Annotated in this window: 14 protein-coding genes and 1 tRNA gene; 8 read left to right on the top strand and 7 right to left on the bottom strand. The window is 62.3% G+C overall.

What is annotated here, in order from left to right:
• Nucleotides 1–163: 163 nt before the first annotated feature.
• Nucleotides 164–1,417, bottom strand: a complete 1,254-nt coding sequence (locus ABGM93_RS15830; protein ID WP_321505951.1) for an imelysin family protein — start codon at nt 1,415–1,417, stop codon at nt 164–166.
• A 165-nt stretch (nt 1,418–1,582) separates the two neighbouring features.
• Complete coding sequence (locus tag ABGM93_RS15825; protein ID WP_321501125.1) at nt 1,583–2,092, bottom strand: hypothetical protein; 510 nt, start codon at nt 2,090–2,092, stop codon at nt 1,583–1,585.
• A gap of 584 nt (nt 2,093–2,676) precedes the next feature.
• Between ABGM93_RS15825 and ABGM93_RS15820 the strand changes: the two genes are divergently transcribed.
• The 7 genes from ABGM93_RS15820 to ABGM93_RS15790 all read left to right on the top strand — a co-directional run bounded on the left by ABGM93_RS15820 (nt 2,677) and on the right by ABGM93_RS15790 (nt 12,108).
• Nucleotides 2,677–3,186, top strand: a complete 510-nt coding sequence (locus ABGM93_RS15820) for a TerB family tellurite resistance protein (protein ID WP_321501123.1) — start codon at nt 2,677–2,679, stop codon at nt 3,184–3,186.
• Nucleotides 3,187–3,390: 204 nt separating this feature from the next.
• On the top strand, nt 3,391–4,137 hold the full coding sequence (locus ABGM93_RS15815; protein ID WP_321501121.1) for a glutamine amidotransferase: 747 nt from the start codon (nt 3,391–3,393) through the stop codon (nt 4,135–4,137).
• 856 nt (nt 4,138–4,993) lie between these two features.
• Nucleotides 4,994–8,131, top strand: a complete 3,138-nt coding sequence (locus ABGM93_RS15810) for a helicase-related protein (RefSeq protein WP_321501119.1) — start codon at nt 4,994–4,996, stop codon at nt 8,129–8,131.
• 76 nt (nt 8,132–8,207) lie between these two features.
• Nucleotides 8,208–8,609, top strand: a complete 402-nt coding sequence (locus ABGM93_RS15805; RefSeq protein WP_321501117.1) for an RNA-binding S4 domain-containing protein — start codon at nt 8,208–8,210, stop codon at nt 8,607–8,609.
• 230 nt (nt 8,610–8,839) lie between these two features.
• On the top strand, nt 8,840–9,178 hold the full coding sequence (fdxA, locus tag ABGM93_RS15800; protein ID WP_321501115.1) for a ferredoxin FdxA: 339 nt from the start codon (nt 8,840–8,842) through the stop codon (nt 9,176–9,178).
• 636 nt (nt 9,179–9,814) lie between these two features.
• The gene (locus ABGM93_RS15795) at nt 9,815–10,426 is read left to right on the top strand and encodes a CarD family transcriptional regulator (RefSeq protein WP_321501113.1); all 612 of its coding nucleotides are present in this window, start codon (nt 9,815–9,817) and stop codon (nt 10,424–10,426) included.
• Nucleotides 10,427–11,238: 812 nt separating this feature from the next.
• The gene (locus ABGM93_RS15790) at nt 11,239–12,108 is read left to right on the top strand and encodes an RNA polymerase factor sigma-32 (RefSeq protein WP_321501110.1); all 870 of its coding nucleotides are present in this window, start codon (nt 11,239–11,241) and stop codon (nt 12,106–12,108) included.
• 111 nt (nt 12,109–12,219) lie between these two features.
• Here ABGM93_RS15790 and ABGM93_RS15785 read toward each other — a convergent pair whose 3' ends face one another.
• Both ABGM93_RS15785 and ABGM93_RS15780 read right to left on the bottom strand, forming a co-directional pair.
• Nucleotides 12,220–13,668: a M48 family metalloprotease gene (locus ABGM93_RS15785; protein WP_321501108.1), complete on the bottom strand. Its 1,449-nt coding sequence runs from the start codon at nt 13,666–13,668 to the stop codon at nt 12,220–12,222.
• Nucleotides 13,669–13,758: 90 nt separating this feature from the next.
• Nucleotides 13,759–14,706, bottom strand: coding sequence for a hypothetical protein (locus ABGM93_RS15780; protein WP_321501106.1), 948 nt, complete (start codon nt 14,704–14,706; stop codon nt 13,759–13,761).
• Between the two features lie 166 nt (nt 14,707–14,872).
• Here ABGM93_RS15780 and ABGM93_RS15775 point away from each other — a divergent pair.
• Nucleotides 14,873–14,949: transfer RNA gene (locus tag ABGM93_RS15775), tRNA-Arg, on the top strand.
• 125 nt (nt 14,950–15,074) lie between these two features.
• On the opposite strand, the gene ABGM93_RS15770 is transcribed toward ABGM93_RS15775, so the two are convergent.
• From ABGM93_RS15770 to ABGM93_RS15760, 3 genes are all read right to left on the bottom strand, one after another.
• Nucleotides 15,075–16,223 carry an ATP-binding protein gene (locus tag ABGM93_RS15770; RefSeq protein ID WP_321501104.1) on the bottom strand — a complete coding sequence of 383 codons (1,149 nt, stop codon included), beginning with the start codon at nt 16,221–16,223 and terminating at the stop codon, nt 15,075–15,077.
• Nucleotides 16,224–16,885: 662 nt separating this feature from the next.
• On the bottom strand, nt 16,886–17,653 hold the full coding sequence (locus tag ABGM93_RS15765; protein ID WP_321505949.1) for an ABC transporter ATP-binding protein: 768 nt from the start codon (nt 17,651–17,653) through the stop codon (nt 16,886–16,888).
• A complete protein-coding gene (locus ABGM93_RS15760) occupies nt 17,653–18,411 on the bottom strand; it encodes an ABC transporter ATP-binding protein (RefSeq protein ID WP_319774373.1) in 759 nt (252 codons plus the stop codon). Before ABGM93_RS15760 ends, ABGM93_RS15765 begins: the two co-directional genes overlap by 1 nt.
• Between the last annotated feature and the right edge of the window lie 4 nt (nt 18,412–18,415).

Genomic DNA, 18,415 nt, shown 5'->3' with positions numbered 1-18,415 from the left:
GGCAGCCGAGGCGGTGATGAGTGAAGCGCGCCGGCGGGCTGAGCTGGACCGGAAAGGGGACATATCCTTCGACCACCCTTGCTAGAGAGATTGTTCCTGTAAAAACGAAAGCGACGACGGTCGCCGCGCAGGCGGCGTCCGTCGTCTTGTCTTGCCGATCAGCTTACTCGAAGACGGCGCCGGGATTGTCGAGGCTGTCGGAGCCTTCCACTTCGAGCGCTTCCAGGTTGAGCGCCGCAACCGCGCGCTCGATCGAACGCGTCTGGTCGACGAGCGCATCGATCGCGGCCTGAACCACGGCATTGCCCTCTTCGTTGCCCTCGCCGATCATCTGATCATAGGCTTCGCTCTCGTCGCCGCGCGTCTTGAGCTCGGTGAAGGCGGCATGGGTGGCTTCCAGCTTGCCGGAAAGCTCTTCTGCCACGGACGCGTCCGCCTCGCGCACCAGCGCCGCGATGCTCGGGCCTTCCACAACGGAGCCGTCCACCCGCGTGTACCGGGCGTGATAGATGTTGCTGATGCCCAGGGCGTCGTAATAGTGCGAGTTGTGCGTGTTGTCGGAGAAGCAGTCATGCTCCTCTTCCGGATCGTGCAGGAGAAGGCCGAGCTTCATGCGCTCACCGGCCAGCTCGCCGTAGGAAAGCGAGCCCATGCCGGTCAGGATCGTGCGCAGCGCGCCCGCCTCGCCATTGGCCACCAGCGCCTCGCGCGCGGCTCCGCCCTCGGTCCAATTTCCAACCATCTCTTCCAGATCGGCAACGAGAAGCTTGGAGGCCGACGACAGGAACTGAACGCGGCGGTCGCAATGACCGCCCGTGCAATTGGCCGGATCGAAATCCGTGGCCGGACGGGCGCCCGCACCAGCATCGGTTCCGTTCAGATCCTGGCCCCAGAGCAGGAATTCGATCGCGTGATAGCCGGTGGCGACATTGGCTTCCACATCCCCCGCTTCCTGCAGCGTGTTCTGCAGGAGGTCCGGCGTGATCTCGGTAACATCCACCGTCTCGCCATTGATGGTGAGCGAGGTGTTGGCGATGATGTTGGCCGTGTAGAGCTCGTTCTCATCCGACTGGGTGCCATAGGAGGACGCATCGACATAGTCGATCAGACCCTCATCGAGCGGCCATGCGTTCACGCGGCCTTCCCAGTCGTCGACGATGGCGTTGCCGAAGCGATAGACCTCGGTCTGCTGATAGGGCACGCGGGCGGCGAACCATGCCTGACGCGCGGCCTCAAGCGTCTCCTGCGACGGGGCGGCGATCAGCTTGTCGATGGCGGTATCAAGCACCTTCGCGGTCGCCAGCGAATCCTCGTAGCCGGCCAGCGCGATGTCGGCATAGGTGGAGATGACCTCGGCGGGCTTGGTCTGCGCAAGCGCTCCCGTGGCGCTCAGCACGCCCGCGCTGGTCAGGGCCATGACCGCAGCCGCGGCTGTCGTCCTGATCGATTTCATGTGAATTGCTCCCTCTCGTAATCTGCAAAGCGCCGGTTGCCGACGCCCATGATGCACGTGCCGATGCGCCGCCCCATGGACGGCTCTCCACGGCCTGCTTCGGAAGCCCTGCCCTCAGGGCCTCCCCCTTCAGTGAAAATGTTGCCGCTCCGGACGCAGCGCGATGTCCTGAACGACCGGTTTGGGAACCCGGATCAGGTGCTGACCGATGGCGTCCAGCGCCATGCCGAAACTGCACGACGCTTCCAAGGCGTCGTGGATGCGATGACACCCGATGAGATGGGTGGCCGCCGCCTCCATGGCGGCCCGGTCCTTGTGCTGGACACCCGCCACCATGGAAAGCGCCATGCACTCGTCGCGGCACAGCTTCCCGCATCCATAGGGGAAATGGTTCATGGTACGGGTGGATACGGCGCGGATCGTGCGGATCCAGCACGAAAGCTCGGCCACCAGGGCGCGTGCCTGGCAAGCCCCCAACGATCCCGCATAGAGGTTCCACGCCATTTCCCAGCACTGGATATCGCCGGTCTCGTAACCGGACATCCAGCGGCGATACCCCTCGACCACCAGCTTTTCCGGCAACCGTTCGAGATAGCCCTTGGCGTTCACGAAGTCCTGGTCCGATGTGCGCAATGTCATGCGTTCCCCCCGACAACGACAGAAAGAACCGGCACGGCTCGCCGACACCGATAGTAAAACTGAGCTGTCTGAGCGCAGGCGTGAGCGCCCGGCAAGGAATTTCCGTCCATGTCTTCCCCCCAATCGACGCGGTTCAAGGCCCCGCCATCAAGAGTTGCTTGTCAGGTGCCAGGAGACGCTGCGCGCCGCGAGCCAGATCAAAGATCTTCGAGCAACCAATTGGTTAGCTCACGCAGACCCGAGTGTCTTACTGGCAGAATTCCGCAACCTCCCGGACAGAGCCTAAAAATGCGCAAGGGGTAGCCGGTGTCAATAAAAACTTGAAGATTAAACTCAATTTAGAATGCCTACAAACTACACACCCAAGAACATGTCTTGCCTGTACGTCACGGATATTCCATTCGTAGCTGTTCCTTGTCTGTTTTTTCATTTCCAGGGATCACGTTTGCTTTCCTGGCGAAGAGAATCTGCGCGGCGGGAACCGGAAGTGCGAAGGAAACGTTCCTCCTTCGGAGCGCAGGCGTCTTGCCTGTTTTCCAACCTCGACTAGAATGGAGCGCACCAGACGCGAAATGGCGGCAGATATGCTTGAAAAAATACGGAATTTTCTCCGCAATGTGACGGTTGGCGAAGGGGGCGACGGAACGCTTGACGCCGACGACCCGCGCCTTTGCGCGGCTGCCATTCTCGTGCATATCATCGCCGTGGACGGTGTCGTCGACGAAGCGGAGAAAACGCGGCTTCATCAGGTGCTTCAGGCCAATTACGAGCTTGATGACAAGGCGACCGCAACCCTCATCGAGGAAGCGAAGAAGCGCGCAATGGAAGCGGTGGATCTCTACGGCTTCACCAGCATCCTGAAGCGCCAGCTTGATGTGGACGATCGACGCAAGATCGTGGAGATGATGTGGGAGATGGTGTTCGCCGACGGCGAGGTTCACGAATTCGAGGACAACACCGTCTGGCGCGTCACCGAATTGCTGGGCATTCCGACCTCGGATCGGCTGGCCTTGCGCCGCAGGGTGGCCCAGCGGGTGCATTACGCCCTCGATGGAGACGCGCTGGGCGAAGAGCCCGAAACGCCGGATAGCTGAACCGATTTGCACTGCAGCATTGATCCGGGTCGCATTCTCTATAATTATTATAAACTGAGTGGATGCCCGGCTTAGCGCTCGCAAGATCCGGATAGACGCTGAATTCGGTACAGCCCGGATGCCGCACATGACATCGCCTGTGTCACTGTGCAAACCAGTCACAACCGCCCGTATCTTCGGGCCTGCAGCCACATACCGAGGATCATGCTCGTTCGTACTCCGCCGTCGAAGCCCAAGGTTCTGATCGTCCTTCATCAGGAGCATTCCACGCCTGGCCGGGTCGGACAGTCCTTGCGCCGGCGCGGCTTCGACCTGGACATGCGCCGCCCCCGTTTCGGGGACAAGCTGCCGCAAACCATGAGCGGCCATGCTGGCGCGGTGATTTTCGGCGGTCCGATGAGCGCCAACGATCCCGACGCCTATGTGCGCCGCGAGATCGACTGGTTCGATGTGCCACTGCGCGAGAAGGCTCCGTGTCTCGGCATCTGCCTGGGGGCGCAAATGCTGGCGCGCAATCTCGGCGCGGACGTCGCCCCCCATTCCGAAGGGCTGGCGGAAATCGGCTATTACCCGATCAAGGCGACGGAGACCGGAAAGGCCTTCATGCCCTGGCCTGACAAGGTTTATCAGTGGCACCGTGAGGGCTTTGACCTGCCGAGCGGAGCTGACCTGCTCGCCGAAGGCAAGCACTACCGCAACCAGGCCTTCCGCGTCGGCCCGGCGGCTTTCGGGATTCAGTTTCACCCGGAACTGACGCTCGCCATGCTCTACCGCTGGACCACCCATGGCGCGCCGCGCATGCAGCTTCCCGGTGCCCAGGGCAGGCGCGACCACTTCGCCGGACGCTCCGTCTTCGACCCAGCCATCCGGATGTGGCTGGAGAATTTTCTCGACCGCTGGATCGGCACCGCCGATGCCCCGTCGGAACTGGCCGCGCGCGCCAGCGCCTGACCGCGCCCCTCCCGAAGCTCTTCGGCTTTTCGCACACCCTTATGCCCTTGCCGGCTCACGTGGCGACAGGAGGCGATCAACATGCGCCAAAACGGGACAACATGGTTAACACCGCTGTTCCGTGACGCTTCCCGTCCGGCAAGACCCCACCGACATCTGGGGAAAGAGGCCCGAGAACCACCAGATATGGTGAGAACAAACGCAAAACACTCGAAGATCGGTGATTCGTACATTTCCCGTTCTCCCTTCCTTCTTCCCGTTACCGGGGAAAGGGGTGAAATGGCGGGCTGCGTTAACCGGATATTTCAGCTTGACCGGATCCGGGCCCGCGTGGGCCGCTCCCGCACAAATGGGTCCAAGACCTTGCCCCGATTCAGCATTTGGTACCGCAGATGGGGATGCGCGCAGCATCTCGTAGGGAACAAACCCTGAATCTGACGAAGTCGTCGATTCGGTCCGTCTTTGTTCAAGAGTCGTTCTCCGCAGCGTTCCAACTCGCGAATTTGCAGGTTCGGGTGCCTGCTTCCAGACGCCGCTTTACCGCACCTGCAAAAGAAAGCGACAAGAGTGCGCAGCCTGTGTTAGATCAACCAGCCGGCGACTTCGCCTTCCCCACTTCCGCCGCTTCGCCGACGCATGTCTGTCGGTCGGACAGGCCCGGAAACGGCGGCAGGCGCAGGACGACAGGTTGGGCCCGTGGGTGCGTGAGAATGCACCTAGGCGGGATGAGACAAGCCGAGAGAGCGCCGAAAGGGCGATTGGATCCGCAAGAGACTGAAGCGCGCCCGGCCGCAAGCGGCCAATGTGGCGCACCAGCGATCACAGATTTTCAATTTTCATGCTCCGCAACCTGCAAATGCCCCTCCCTCCGGCCGTGCGTGCCCGCACTGTCACAGCCGTGCTGGGACCGACCAATACCGGCAAGACCCACCTTGCGATCGAGCGCATGCTCGCGCATCCCACGGGCATGATCGGACTGCCGTTGCGCCTTCTGGCGCGCGAGGTCTATGGCCGGGTGGTGGCGCGCGCGGGCGAGAGCGCGGTTGCGCTGGTGACCGGCGAAGAGAAGATCGTCCCCAGAAATCCGCGTTTCTGGGTCTCCACGGTGGAGGCCATGCCGCTGGACGTGGAAACCGACTTTCTCGCCATTGACGAGGTCCAGCTCGCCGCCGACTTCCATCGCGGCCATGTCTTTACCGACCGTATCCTGAACATGCGCGGCAAGCACGAGACGCTGCTTCTGGGCGCCGCCACGATGCGGCCGATCCTGGAAAAGCTGCTGCCGGGCCTGAATGTCGTCACCCGCCCGCGCATGTCGGTCCTCACCTATGCGGGCTCGCGCAAGATCACCCGCGTGCCGCCGCGCTCCGCGGTCGTGGCCTTTTCCTCCGACGAGGTCTATGCGATCGCCGAGCTGATCCGCCGCCAGCGCGGCGGAGCCGCCGTGGTTCTGGGGTCGCTCAGCCCGCGCACCCGCAACGCCCAGGTGGAGCTCTTCCAGAACGGCGATGTGGACGTGCTGGTGGCGACCGATGCCATCGGCATGGGCCTCAATCTGGACGTGGACCACGTCGCCTTCGCGGCCGACCGCAAGTTTGACGGCTACCAGCACCGCAATTTGACGCCTGCGGAAATCGGTCAGATCGCCGGGCGCGCCGGACGCCACATGCGCGACGGCACATTCGGTGTCACAAGCCGCGTCGCCCCCTTTGACGATGAGCTGGTGGAGCACCTTGAAACCCACCAGTTCCAGTCGGTCAAAATGCTGCAGTGGCGCAACGCCGCGCTCGATTTTGCGTCCCTCGCCGCCCTGCGCGACAGCCTCGACAGGGTGCCTTTGGAACCGGGACTTACCCGCGCGCCCCCCGCTGTCGACCAGATTGCGCTTGAATTTCTGAGCCGAGACGGGGATATCCGGGCTCGCGCAGGTGATAAAGACCGGGTTGCGCTGCTTTGGGATTGCTGCCAAGTACCGGATTATCGCAAGATCGCGCCGGCCAACCATGCGGACCTGGTCTCCACGATCTTCACCTTCATGATCGACGGGGGCCGCATACCGGATGACTGGTTTGCCAAGCAGGTTGCCCACGCCGATCATATGGACGGCGATATCGACACCCTCGCCAACCGGATAGCGCATATCCGGACATGGACCTTCGTCGCCAACCGGCCTGACTGGCTGCGCGATCCGGTTCATTGGCAAGGTGTCACACGTGACGTGGAAAATAGGCTATCAGATGCCTTGCATGAACGCCTGACCCAACGGTTCGTGGACCGGCGTACAAGCGTATTGATGAGACGGTTAAGAGAGAACGCGATGCTCGAAGCGGAAATCACCGCAACCGGAGATGTGCTCGTTGAAGGACAGCATGTCGGCCACCTTCAGGGATTCCGCTTTGCACCGGACGCGGCCGTGGAGGGGAACGGAAGTCTGGACGCCAAGGCGCTGCGCGCAGCGGCCTCCAAGGCTCTGACCAGCGAGATCGAGGCGCGCGCCGAGCGCCTGTCGCTGGCGCCCAACACCGATTTCGCCCTCGCCTCCGATGGCGTCCTGCGCTGGAAGGGGGAAGTGGTCTCCAAACTGGCAGCTGGCGAAGACGTGCTGAAGCCGACGGCGCTTCTGCTCGCCGACGATCTTCTCAACGGCCCGGCGCGCGAAAAGGTTCAGGCCCGTCTCGACCTCTGGCTCAAGACGCATGTGGACACGCTCCTCAAGCCGCTCTTCGACCTGCGCGATTCGGACGAGGTCGAAGGTCTCGCGCGCGGCGTCGCCTTCCGCCTGGTGGAAGCGCTCGGCATCGTGGAACGGTCCGAGATCGCGGAAGACGTGCGCCAGCTCGACCAGCCGATGCGCGCCATCCTGCGCAAGCTCGGCGTTCGCTTTGGCGCCTACCATATCTACATCCCGGCCCTTCTGAAGCCTGCCCCGAGCCAGCTCATCGCAAAGCTCTGGGCGCTGAAGAACGGCGATCTCGACATGCCGGGCCTTGCGGAACTGCCGCAACTTTCCGCCTCCGGCCGCACCTCCATTCCCGTGGATCCCACCTTCGCCAAGCCGCTCTATCGCACGGTCGGCTACCGGGTTTGTGGCGAGCGCGCCGTGCGCATCGACATTCTGGAACGCCTCGCCGACCTGATCCGCCCGCTGATTTCCTGGCGCAAGACGGCCGCCGAAGGGCAGCCCCCCCGCCCCGAAGGCGCGCTGGATGAAGGCGGCGGCTTCACCGTCACCGTGGCCATGACCTCGCTGCTGGGCTGCTCGGGCGAGGACTTCAACTCCATTCTCCGGTCTCTCGGCTATCGCATGGAGACCCGCGAGATCCCGAACCCGGCCCTGCAGCCCGCCGAACCCGCGGCGGAAGCCGCAACCGGCACCGAAGCGGTGGCGAGCACGGAGCCTGCCGCCGACCAGGCAGCGGACGCGGAGCAGACACCGGCCAGTGAAGAGGCCCCTGCCCCGGACGCGGCAGCGCCGCAAGAGGCGGCTCCGTCTCAGGACGTGAACGAAGCGGCAGCGGGGGATGAGCCCGAAACTGTTGCAACGCCAGAGCCCGAAACCGCGTCTGCGCCGGAAGGATCCGCCGAGGCGGCCGAGGCAGAAGCGTCTGCGAGCGAAGAAGAGCTTCCCGCCACGATCACGATCGAGATCTGGCGTCCGGGCCGCGGCGATCGCCGTCGTCAGGGCGGCCGCCCGCAGCAACGCGGACGCGGCGGCGAGGAAGGCGAGCCCCGTCAGGACGGACGCGCGAACCGCCGCGGTGGCGGCGACAAGCGTCACGGCAAGGGGGCAAGCCAGGGCCAGCCTCGCGGCGACGGGCAGGGCAAGCGCCACCCCGGCAAGGGCGGCGGTGCAGGACGCGGCAATCCCGGCAAGGGCGGCGGCAATCCGCGTGGCCAGGAGGATCGCAAGCCCAAGCGCATCGATCCGGACTCGCCCTTTGCGGCGCTCGCGGCCCTGAAGGCCAGCCTGGAAAAGCCCAAGGACGACAAATAGGACCGGCCCGCGGCCAAGCTGGCGGGAGCGATCGCTCCCGCCGCCTTTGATCGCCTCGGGCACACGGGAGCGAGGGATGTCGGACGCCGAAGGACAGGGTCGGCTGCGCATCGACAAATGGTTGTGGTTTGCACGCGTGACCAAGTCACGCTCGCTGGCCCAGAAGCTGGCGACCTCGGGTCATGTCCGCCTCAACAAGGAGCGGGTCTCCGGCTCCGCACAGCAGGTGCGCGTCGGCGACGTTCTCACGATAGCTCTTGAGCATCGCGTGCTGGTCCTGCGCATCCAGGCACTTGGAACGCGCCGAGGGCCCGCGCCCGAAGCCCGACTGCTCTATGAAGACCTCAGCCCTCCGGCTCCTCCCCGTCCCATGCGTCCTGCCCCCGTCGCGGCACGAGACGCCGGAGCCGGACGCCCGACCAAGCGCGAACGTCGCCAGATTGACCGCTTTCTCGACGAAACCGGCGAAGACGACTGAATGTATCGGATGGCTGTCGGCGCGCATCTTGTCGGTTGATCTTGGGCGTCAAAAGAGCTACCAGCGGAACCGAGACAGGCCCGGCCGCGGCCTCCCACCGCCTTCGGTTCCCGCACCGTAAAGAAGGAAACTCTCCTCAAACGGCGACGGGGAGCAATTTCTTTCTGGCGGACTCTGTCGTTTGTGCCGAAACATTCGGGCACCAGTTCGCCCGCCGAGGAGAGGATGCGATGACCTACGTCGTCACCGACAATTGCATCAAGTGCAAGTACACCGATTGCGTTGAAGTTTGCCCCGTGGATTGCTTCTACGAGGGCGAGAACATGCTCGTCATCCATCCCGACGAATGCATCGATTGCGGCGTGTGCGAACCGGAATGCCCGGCTGAGGCGATCAAGCCCGACACCGAGCCCGGCCTCGAACAGTGGCTGACCGTCAATGCCGAATATGCCGAAAAATGGCCGAACCTTACCGTGAAGCGGGATGCGCCCGATGACGCGGAGAAGTTCGACGGCGAAGCCGGAAAATACGAGAAGTACTTCTCCAAGGAGCCTGGCGCCGGCGACTGAACCGCGCCACGGAAGCAGGATCGGCATGCCCGGCGAGCCTCGGCGGGCCGGGCTCCCGCGCCGGGAACCGGGCGCTGGGTTTCCAGATCCGTTTTTCAGTTTTTAAAACAACAAGATATTTGCATACTCGGCACACGAGCAAACAAAGCGCCCCTGCGGCGTCACGCCACCTCGGCGTGGGCGATTAACGTTTTTAAGGTCGATCCTTTGTAATTTCCCAGATTTGTGCTATACATGGGGTCTAGTCGGCTCGCCCTCGGAATTTGTTCCTCCTATCGGAGGTTTTTTTTGGTCACATTCCATTCCGGATCAAGTCGCCTTTTGGGTCTGCCGTACCATGTTCGGCGAACCTGTGCCAAGTGACAATGCCCGGTCATCCACTCACAATCGGGCGCGGCACGGTCGGCAAGTGACAACAGGCAAGTGAAGTGACCGCCTAAGAAGAAATCGACGTCGCAAGAACGCAATTCTGGGAACGAACCGAATTTGATCACCCCAAGACACACAGCGCTCGCCTACCCGGGCACTCTGCCCGGCATTGCAGCCATGTGTCAGTCCGTCGAAATTGATGCCCGCAAGGCGGAGCATCCGGACGTGCCTGTTCGAGGCCGTCTCTGCGCAGGAGTATAAGAGCGTATGGCAACCCCCGCGAAAAAGACCGCGCAGCGTCAGGGATTCAAGACCAACGAGTATATCGTGTATCCGGCGCATGGCGTCGGGCAGATTACCGCCATCGAAGACCAGGAAGTTGCGGGCATCAAGCTTGAGCTGCTCGTCATCAACTTCGAGAAGGACAAGATGACCCTGCGCGTTCCGGTTGCGAAGATCGCTTCCGTTGGCATGCGCAAGCTGGCGGACGCTCCGACGGTCAAGAAGGCCCTGGAGACCGTGCGCGGACGCGCCCGCGTCAAGCGCACCATGTGGAGCCGCCGCGCTCAGGAATACGAAGCGAAGATCAACTCCGGCGATCTCATTTCCATCGCCGAGGTGGTCCGCGACCTCTATCGCTCCGACACCCAGCCGGAACAGTCCTATTCCGAACGCCAGCTCTATGAAGCGGCGCTCGACCGGATGGCCCGCGAGATCCAGGCTGTGAACCGCTCTTCGGAGACCGAGGCGATCCGTCAGATCGAACAGAACCTCGCCAAGGCGCCCAAGCGCGGTGCCAAGGGCGAGGATGCTGCCGCAGATGCCTCCGCCGACGAGGAAAATGACGGCGACGACGTCGCACAGGAAGAGGCGGCCTGATCAAAGGGCCAGCCCGGCGGCCGTGACGGCGGCTTGTGCATGACAAAATGATTTGAAAGCGGCGGAGACTCAGTCTTCGCCGTTTTCGTTTGCCTTTCGCAGCCCCCTTCCCAGCCTTCCTGCGGCCATGCCGCCCGCTGCGTCAGGGATCACAAATTCGCGATCTGCCACTGATCACTATGCGTTTTTCCCGACGTCACCTTCCCAAAGGGTGAAAGTTCGCTTGTCCCCGCGACGTTTTGTCGTAATCTGCCCATAACAACGGTTTCGCTCATCGCGGGATCTTTGCTTGGGTCAGTGCCCACCCAGGCATTCCAGATCCGGAGCGAGCCCAACACCGGGCACGACCACACCCTTCGCAGATGCTGTCGGCAATCCGCCTCATCTGTCCCAAGACACCTGCACAGTCGATGTTCACCCACAGTCGATGTTCATCCGCCTGTGCCGCAACCGTCGCCTTCGGGCAAAGGGACCTTGCCCTGCGGATCGTCCGCAGAGCGCGCAGCAAAGCCAACCGATGCCGAGCCCGCCGAGAGGCGGCCCACAAACCGAAAAGCCCGATTGGTGACACCTCAATCGGACATCTGTGAAACGAACGCCCATCTGGGACGTTTGTTTCGTGAACCATTCCGGACCGGCGCGTATGAGCGCACGCCGCATCCGGTGTCGGCTTCGTCTCTTTCTCCCAAGAGGGGGCGAGGCCGCATTGATCATGACGCGCTGCCCCCGCTCACCGGGTAATGCCGCGGCCGTCCCCGCACACGGGATGACCCGACGCCCACCGGGGCAAGTCAGGACCACGGAGTACTTGGATGCAAAATCCGGTCAGTCCTCGGCGGAAATTCGTTCGTGCCGCCATGGCGGCGCCCTATCTCACGCGTGAAGAGGAACACGAGCTGGCGGTGCGCTGGCGCGATCATCAGGACACCGATGCCCTGGATCGCCTGACCACCGCCCATATGCGCCTCGTTATCGCCCTGGCAGCCAAATTCCGCTATTTCGGCTTGTCCCAGAGCGATCTCGTGCAGGAAGGCCATGTGGGCCTTCTGGAAGCCGCGGCACGTTTCGACCCGGACCGCGAGGTCCGCTTCTCCACCTATGCAAGCTGGTGGATCCGCGCCTCTGTGCAGGACTTCATCCTGCGCAACTGGTCGATCGTGCGCGGCGGCACCTCTTCCACGCAGAAGGCGCTGTTCTTCAACCTGCGTCGGCTGCGGGCCAAGCTCGCAACCGGCACGGAAGCCAAAAGCGGGCAAGCGCTCTACGACGAGATCGCGGAAGCCATGGGCGTCGATTCCAAGGATGTCGCGCTGATGGATTCACGCCTGTCCGCGCCGGACACATCTCTCAATGTGCCCGTTCTTGAAGACAGTGGCTCCAGCAGCGACCGACAGGATTTCCTCGTTAGCGAAGAGCCGTTGCCGGACGAGATCGTCGGCGGCGAGATCGATGCCGAACGCCGTCGCCTGTGGCTCAAGGAGGCTCTGGGCGTTCTCAACGAGCGCGAGCTGAAGATCGTGAGCGAGCGCCGCCTGACGGAGAATGGCGCAACGCTGGAGTCTCTGGGCGAGAAGCTCGGGATTTCCAAGGAACGTGTGCGCCAGATCGAAGTCCGCGCACTGGAGAAGCTCCGCACCACGCTCATGGCCGATCATCCGGCAATCGTGGGCTCCGTCAGCTGATTCAGAGCGGCCCGAACAGGCACGCAATTTGACAAAGGGGGCGCGACACTCGCTGTCGCGACCCCTTTTCGTTGGTGCAGGCTCGGCTCAGCCTTTGCAGCCGCCAATGGCTCAATCGACGATCAGCTTCACCGATTGGCCGATGGTCAATTGCTTGTTGGCCGTCAGCCCATTCATCAGTGCAAACAGTTCCACCCGGCGCGACGGCGCGACCCCGCTCATGCGCCGGGCAAGGCTATGCACCGTATCGCCGGCGCCCACCTTGACGACCCGCACCGACAAAGGCCGCAGGCGGGCCTGTTCGGTCGGGCTGAGTTGACGGAAACTGGTCAGCGTCTCTTCAAATGCGGAGAGGAAGCTTTGTGACGGATCGCGCGTCGCCAGAATGAAGCGATAGACGGTGGAGCCCTTGCGCACGAGACCGATGCGGAAGGACCACCCCTCCGCCAACGCCGTCGCGGTCACCGCGGGCAGCCCGTTCACGGTCGTATTGCGGATGGAGCTCTCGACCAGGCCGTTGATCCATCCCGTATTGATGTATTCCGAAAGGCTCTCCGACTCCTTCAGATCCGCGCCGTCGAAGCGCAGAGCGGTCCCCTTGCCGTCGCTTGCCAGAACCGCCTGGGGCGTGTTTTCAAGCGCGAAGCCCTGCGGCACGGTAAACCCGATCCCCAGAGCCTTGTGCAGGAAGGACTGACCGCGCACGAAACCCTGGAGGGGATCGTCCCCGAACAGCATTCCATCCAGCTTGGAGAGATAATCGTCGCGATCCTGGACGCCAATTCCCGGCGCACCGATCTGACGCGCTTCGCGGATCGCCCGTGCGACCCGGTTCGGCGTATTGGGGTGGGTGGAAAGAAAATCCGGTGCGGAACTGGAATCCGCGCGGGCGCTCATGTAGCTGGAAAACCGCCCCATGCTCTCCAGAAACCGCGCGGCCGCATATGGATCATACCCGGCCCGCGCCAGTGTCCGCACACCGATCGAATCCGCCTGAAGCTCCTGGGCTTGCGTGAACCGGGCAAGGGAGCGCTGGGACGATGCGACCGCCGCTTCAACTTCCGCCGGATCATCAACAATATTGGTGACCACCTTGCTTGCCAGGGCAGCCGCCTCTTCGCGCTGCTGGCGGGCAGCCCCGTGATGGGCCGTCACATGCGCCATTTCATGCGCCAGCACCGCAGCCATTTCGGAAGAATCGTTGGCAAGAGCCAGAAGCCCGCGCGTCACATAGAGATAGCCGCCGGGCAAGGCAAACGCGTTCACCGCGGGCGAGTTCAGGATCGTGAGCTTGTAGGCCTGTGAAGGATCATCGGAGGCGGCGACCAGCCTTCCGACGGCCTTCGCCACCGCTTCTTCCGCCCCAGCGTTCTTGTAAACCCCGCCATAGCTCGCGACCACACGGGGATGCTCGCGGGCGCCGATGGAGGCATCCGGGTTACCGCCGAAAAACACGCGGGAATTGTTGTTGAGGGGAATCTTGCTGGAACTGGTGAGCTGACATCCGGCGAGCGCCGCGCCGATAAGAAGCGTCATGACGATACGCACATGACGCCCCATGCGATGAAGAGGCCTCCCCATCGTCCCGGCAGCTCCAAGCGCTTTCAACGGCCCGCGGCCTTGCATCTGAACCGAAATGCTACGCCCCTCTCAAAACACCTCGATCTGATCCGGATGACGGACCTCGATCTGTGCTCCATTCCATTCTCGCATCCAGCCTCGCACACGAACATAACGTCCCGCGAGGGCTTTTGGGTCCCGTCCCGCCTCGCGAAAGGCGACTTCCCGGTCGACCGGGATTGTTACCGTAAAATCCCTCGACCAGTCGCGTCCGAAGTTTAGATAGAGAGTGCGCGACGTTGCGCCAACGGAAACTACAATTCCGGCGACAATACGATAAGCGTTCGCCTGTCTGGAAAGATGTGCATCGCTGGCAGACAGAATGCCCTGCTTCGAGCCACGCCGGGCATCCGGATCATGCGCCTGCGAACCGGCGGAAACACTGGCATTCCGGCGTTGCTTCGCAAGGCGCGGGCCTGTGCCGCGCCACAGCCCCCGGCCCGCGTTTCGCGCCGCGGTTTCACCCTTGTAAAGCGCGCCGGCACAGCCGACATGCGAGCCTTGCGGGCGAACCTCGACAAGTCCGGCACGAACCAGATCCGCCTGCAACCAGACCGATGAAGGAGGCGCTGATTCGCCTGAGAGAACCTCAACATGGCTCACCACCCGCCCCCAGCGGTCCGGTGCCGGATAAAGGGGATGCGCCACGATCCGCCGTCCGATCAAGGCGTGAAGGGCAGGCTGGAGCGAGGTCTTGCGCGCCCCTTCATCATTGCCGATATCGGCCAGCCGCACAGTCTCATGCGATTGGGCGGGGGAGGTGTTTTCGGGACGCAAGAGCGATGCGAAGACATCGAGGACGATGCTTCCATCAAGGGCGACCGATATCACACGCCCCTCCATTGGCAGATAGGACCGGCAGGAAGCAGGCAACGGCTCGGCGCGTGCCGGAAGCGCCAGCAGCGCCAGCAGCGCCCCAAGGACCGCCAAAGCTGGCAGAAGAAGGTTCCCTGTCCAGATCCCGCTCTGCAAACCCATGATATCCACTGTGCCGTGTGAGGACCGGCCGCCGATTGCGCCTCTGCTTGCATCTTAGCGCAAAGCTCTGCAAAGTCCGCGCGGGCGGGTGCAAGACGCTTTCAAACATGCTACACGGCATCTCTGCCGCCTGCCCATAGCGCCTGCGCGCCACCGGCCAGCCAACGGCCCCGTAGCTCAGCTGGATAGAGCATCAGATTCCTAATCTGAGGGTCACAGGTTCGAATCCTGTCGGGGTCACCACTTCCGCAACACCGCAATGGAAGCGTCCACGCGACGGCAGCGCGTCGGTGGACAAGGCTGCGACGGACTTCCCTTGCGCCATCCTCCAGCCGAAACCCGCGCCGTTGACAGACGCATCCGCACAGCTACTGCGCGGCCTCTTTGCGCAAGGTGAAACGCGGGATTTCGACGGTGAAGGTGGCGCCTTCATTCACACGCCCTTCCGCCGTCAGCCGCCAGTCGTGGCGGCGGGCCACGGTGTCGCAAATGGCAAGCCCGATGCCGTTTCCGGGGATGAAATGGCGCCGGTGAAGGCGACGGAACGGCTGAAAGATCGTCTCCGCATATTGGGGTTCGAAACCGATCCCGTTATCCGACACCCCCACACGCAACCGTGGGGACGGCTCCTGCGTCACCTCGGTCTCGATCCTTACCGACAGGCGACGATCGGGTGAGCGGTATTTCAGAGCATTGCCAATCAGATTGCGAAAGAGCTGTGAAATCGCCGTCGGATCACCAGAAATCTGGCAATGCGAGACATCCATGCGAATATCCGCATCCCCCACAAGATCTCCCTGCCTGAAATCAAGAACCAGATCTTGCAGCATGTCCGCCAGGTCGATCGAGTCGCGCACCAGATCGTCGCCGGTCGAACGAGAAAAGGTCAGAAGATCCGAAACAAGACGGGACGCGCGGCTGGATGCATCGCCCAGAACACGGAGCGAATAGTCCACATCATCCGAATGCCCCTCCTTCAGCGCGCGGCGAAGCATCTCGGAAAAATAGCGGATCTTGCGCAGGGGCTCCTGCATGTCATGGCTCGCGATCGACGCAAAATTCTGCAGGTTCTCGTTGACCTGCTCCAGTTCTGCGTTGCGACGTTCCAGTTCAGATCTCGCCTCTGCCGCTTCCGCCATATCCATGACAAACACAAGCAACTGGCGATCCGATTGCCGTGAAATCTCAAGCTCCACCTGCACGCTCGCCCCCTGTCGATCGGCAATGGCAAGCGGCAGCGTGCTGGATCGGGTCAGAAGCGCCTCGCCAGGATCCAGCGCGGCATCGGCGGCAACGCGCATCTCCGGTGGCACCAGCAGCGCAAAGGGCCGCCCCGCCACTTCATGCCGTCCATATCCGAAATGGCGAAGGAAGAGATCGGTCGTATCCACGACATTTCCCTCACCGTCGACGATGAGCCCCTTAGCCGGCGCATGTCGGAACGCTACAAGATACGGATTGCCCGCCATCTGGTCATCGACGCGGTGAGCATCTGGTCTCGTCAGGGGCTGAATCATGCAGATTCGCATCCCACGCCCCCCCTCGGGATCGGAAACAGGCTGCACACTCACGCGGACCGAAGAGGTTGTCCCCCCGTCGCGTTTGAGCAATGCCCGCCCCGAAAGCGGGTCCTCATCCTGTGTTGTCCGGTCGCTGGGATACTCCAGAAAGCTCGCGACCGCCTTGCCATGAAGATCGCGTGCGGCGCGACCAATCAACGTCGCAAAAGCAAGATTTGCAAAAAGGACGGAACCCCTGTCGTCAACAATCAGAAATGCACCAGGCAAATTCTGAAAAGCCTCAGTATACCACTGCAATTTGGCGATCACGACAGTTCTCCGACAAGACGGACAGCCCTTCTCAAACAATTTAACATCTAAATGTACGCAAGGGCTCTACGCACCAATACCTCAGAGTAAATATGACAATAAATATTCTATTATGTAGATATGTGTTTCTTTGACTTCTATATTTACTTAGGCGTCGAAGACGTGATTGCCAGCATCCGGCGGCCTTCCCTTTTTAACAGGGGCGCAATGACAGACCAATTTACTGGCATGTATTCGCCGCGCTTTCGACCGTTTATCGAACGAGAACAGGCGCATCGCACGTTATCAGAATCTGGACGCGCCTGTCTGGATTCCGGCATGGACCTTCAGGCTCACGCCCCGCCGAGGGATCATATCGCCAGATATTCGTGACGCAGTTCCTCGTTATCGAGCACCTCCCGCGCAGATCCCTCGAACACCACCTGCCCCATGTCAAGAATGATCGCCTTGTCGGCGAGCTTCAGCGCAGCCACCGCATTCTGCTCCACGATGATCGTCGTGATCCCGAGTTCCTTCACACCGGCCACGATTCGCTCGATCTCCTGAACGATGACCGGCGCCAGCCCCTCATAGGGCTCATCGAGAAGCAAGAGCTTCAGATCCCGCGCGAGCGCGCGCGCGACCGCAAGCATCTGCTGCTCGCCGCCCGACATGGTGACGGCCTCCTGCCTGCGGCGCTCCGCAAGACGCGGGAAATGGTCATAGATGCGGTCCAGATCCCAGCCTTTGGGTTCCGCCACTTGCGACAGGACAAGATTTTCCTCCACGGTCAGACCGGGAATGATGCGCCGGTCCTCCGGAACGAGCTGAACGCCCGCGCGCGCCGCCTCAAACGACTTCATCTGGTGCAGTGGTTCACCCGCCAGCCAGATCTCGCCGCGCTTCAATTCTGGAACATCGGTGCGCGCGATCGTGCGAAGGGTCGAGGTCTTGCCCGCACCGTTGCGCCCGAGAAGGGCGACGATCTCGCCTTCCTGAATATCAAAGGATATGCCTTGAACGATATAGCTCTCGCCGTAATAGGAATGAACATCACGGACCGAGAAGAAAGGCGCTCCGGCGGTTGCTGCATACCCGTCGACCTGAGAACCGGTTGCGGCCGTGGCCATGGAGTTCATCATTGTGCCTCCCCGAGATAGGCTTCCTTGACCTTGGGATCGTTGCGCACCTCTTCCGGCGTTCCTTCCGCGATGATGCGCCCCTGTGCGAGAACCGAGATCCGGTCGGCCAGCGAGAACACGACATGCATGTCGTGCTCGATGATCACCTTGGTCATGCCGCGCTCCTTGATCTTCTTGAGAAGATCGATGGTGCGGTTGGTGTCGTGGCGAGACATCCCGGCGGTCGGCTCGTCGAGAAGCAGCAGGCGCGGATGCTGCACCAGCCCCATGGCCAGCTCCAACCGACGCTTGTCGCCACGCGACAGGCTTGCCGCTTCCTGATCCTTCTTGTCGATCAGGCCGATATCCTCCAGCACGCTTTCCGCCTCGTCGCGAATTCCCCCCTCGCTCTCAAGCGCCGACCAGGCATTCAGGGTGAAGGCCCCGTCGCGCTTGGCGAACGCCGGGATCATCACGTTGTGAACGAGGCTGAGATCGGGAAAGATCTCCGGCGTCTGGAAAACGCGCGCCACGCCGAGCTGGTTGATCTCGTGCGGCTTGCGCCCGGTGAGCGCCTTTCCGTCAAAGACCACGGCGCCCGAATCCGGCGTGATGCGCCCGACACAGACATTCAGAAGCGTGGACTTTCCCGCCCCGTTCGGCCCGATGATCGCGTGCGTCTTGCCCTGCTCGATCTGGAGATCGATGTTGGACAGGGCCCTGAGACCGCCGAAACTCTTGTGGACGTCGGCAACGTGCAAAACAATGTCGTTCATGATG

Source organism: Breoghania sp. (assembly GCF_963674635.1).
Taxonomy (GTDB): Bacteria; Pseudomonadota; Alphaproteobacteria; order Rhizobiales; family Stappiaceae; genus Breoghania.
Note: the sequence above shows the minus strand (reverse complement) of the source record. Positions and strands in the feature narration are given on the sequence as shown.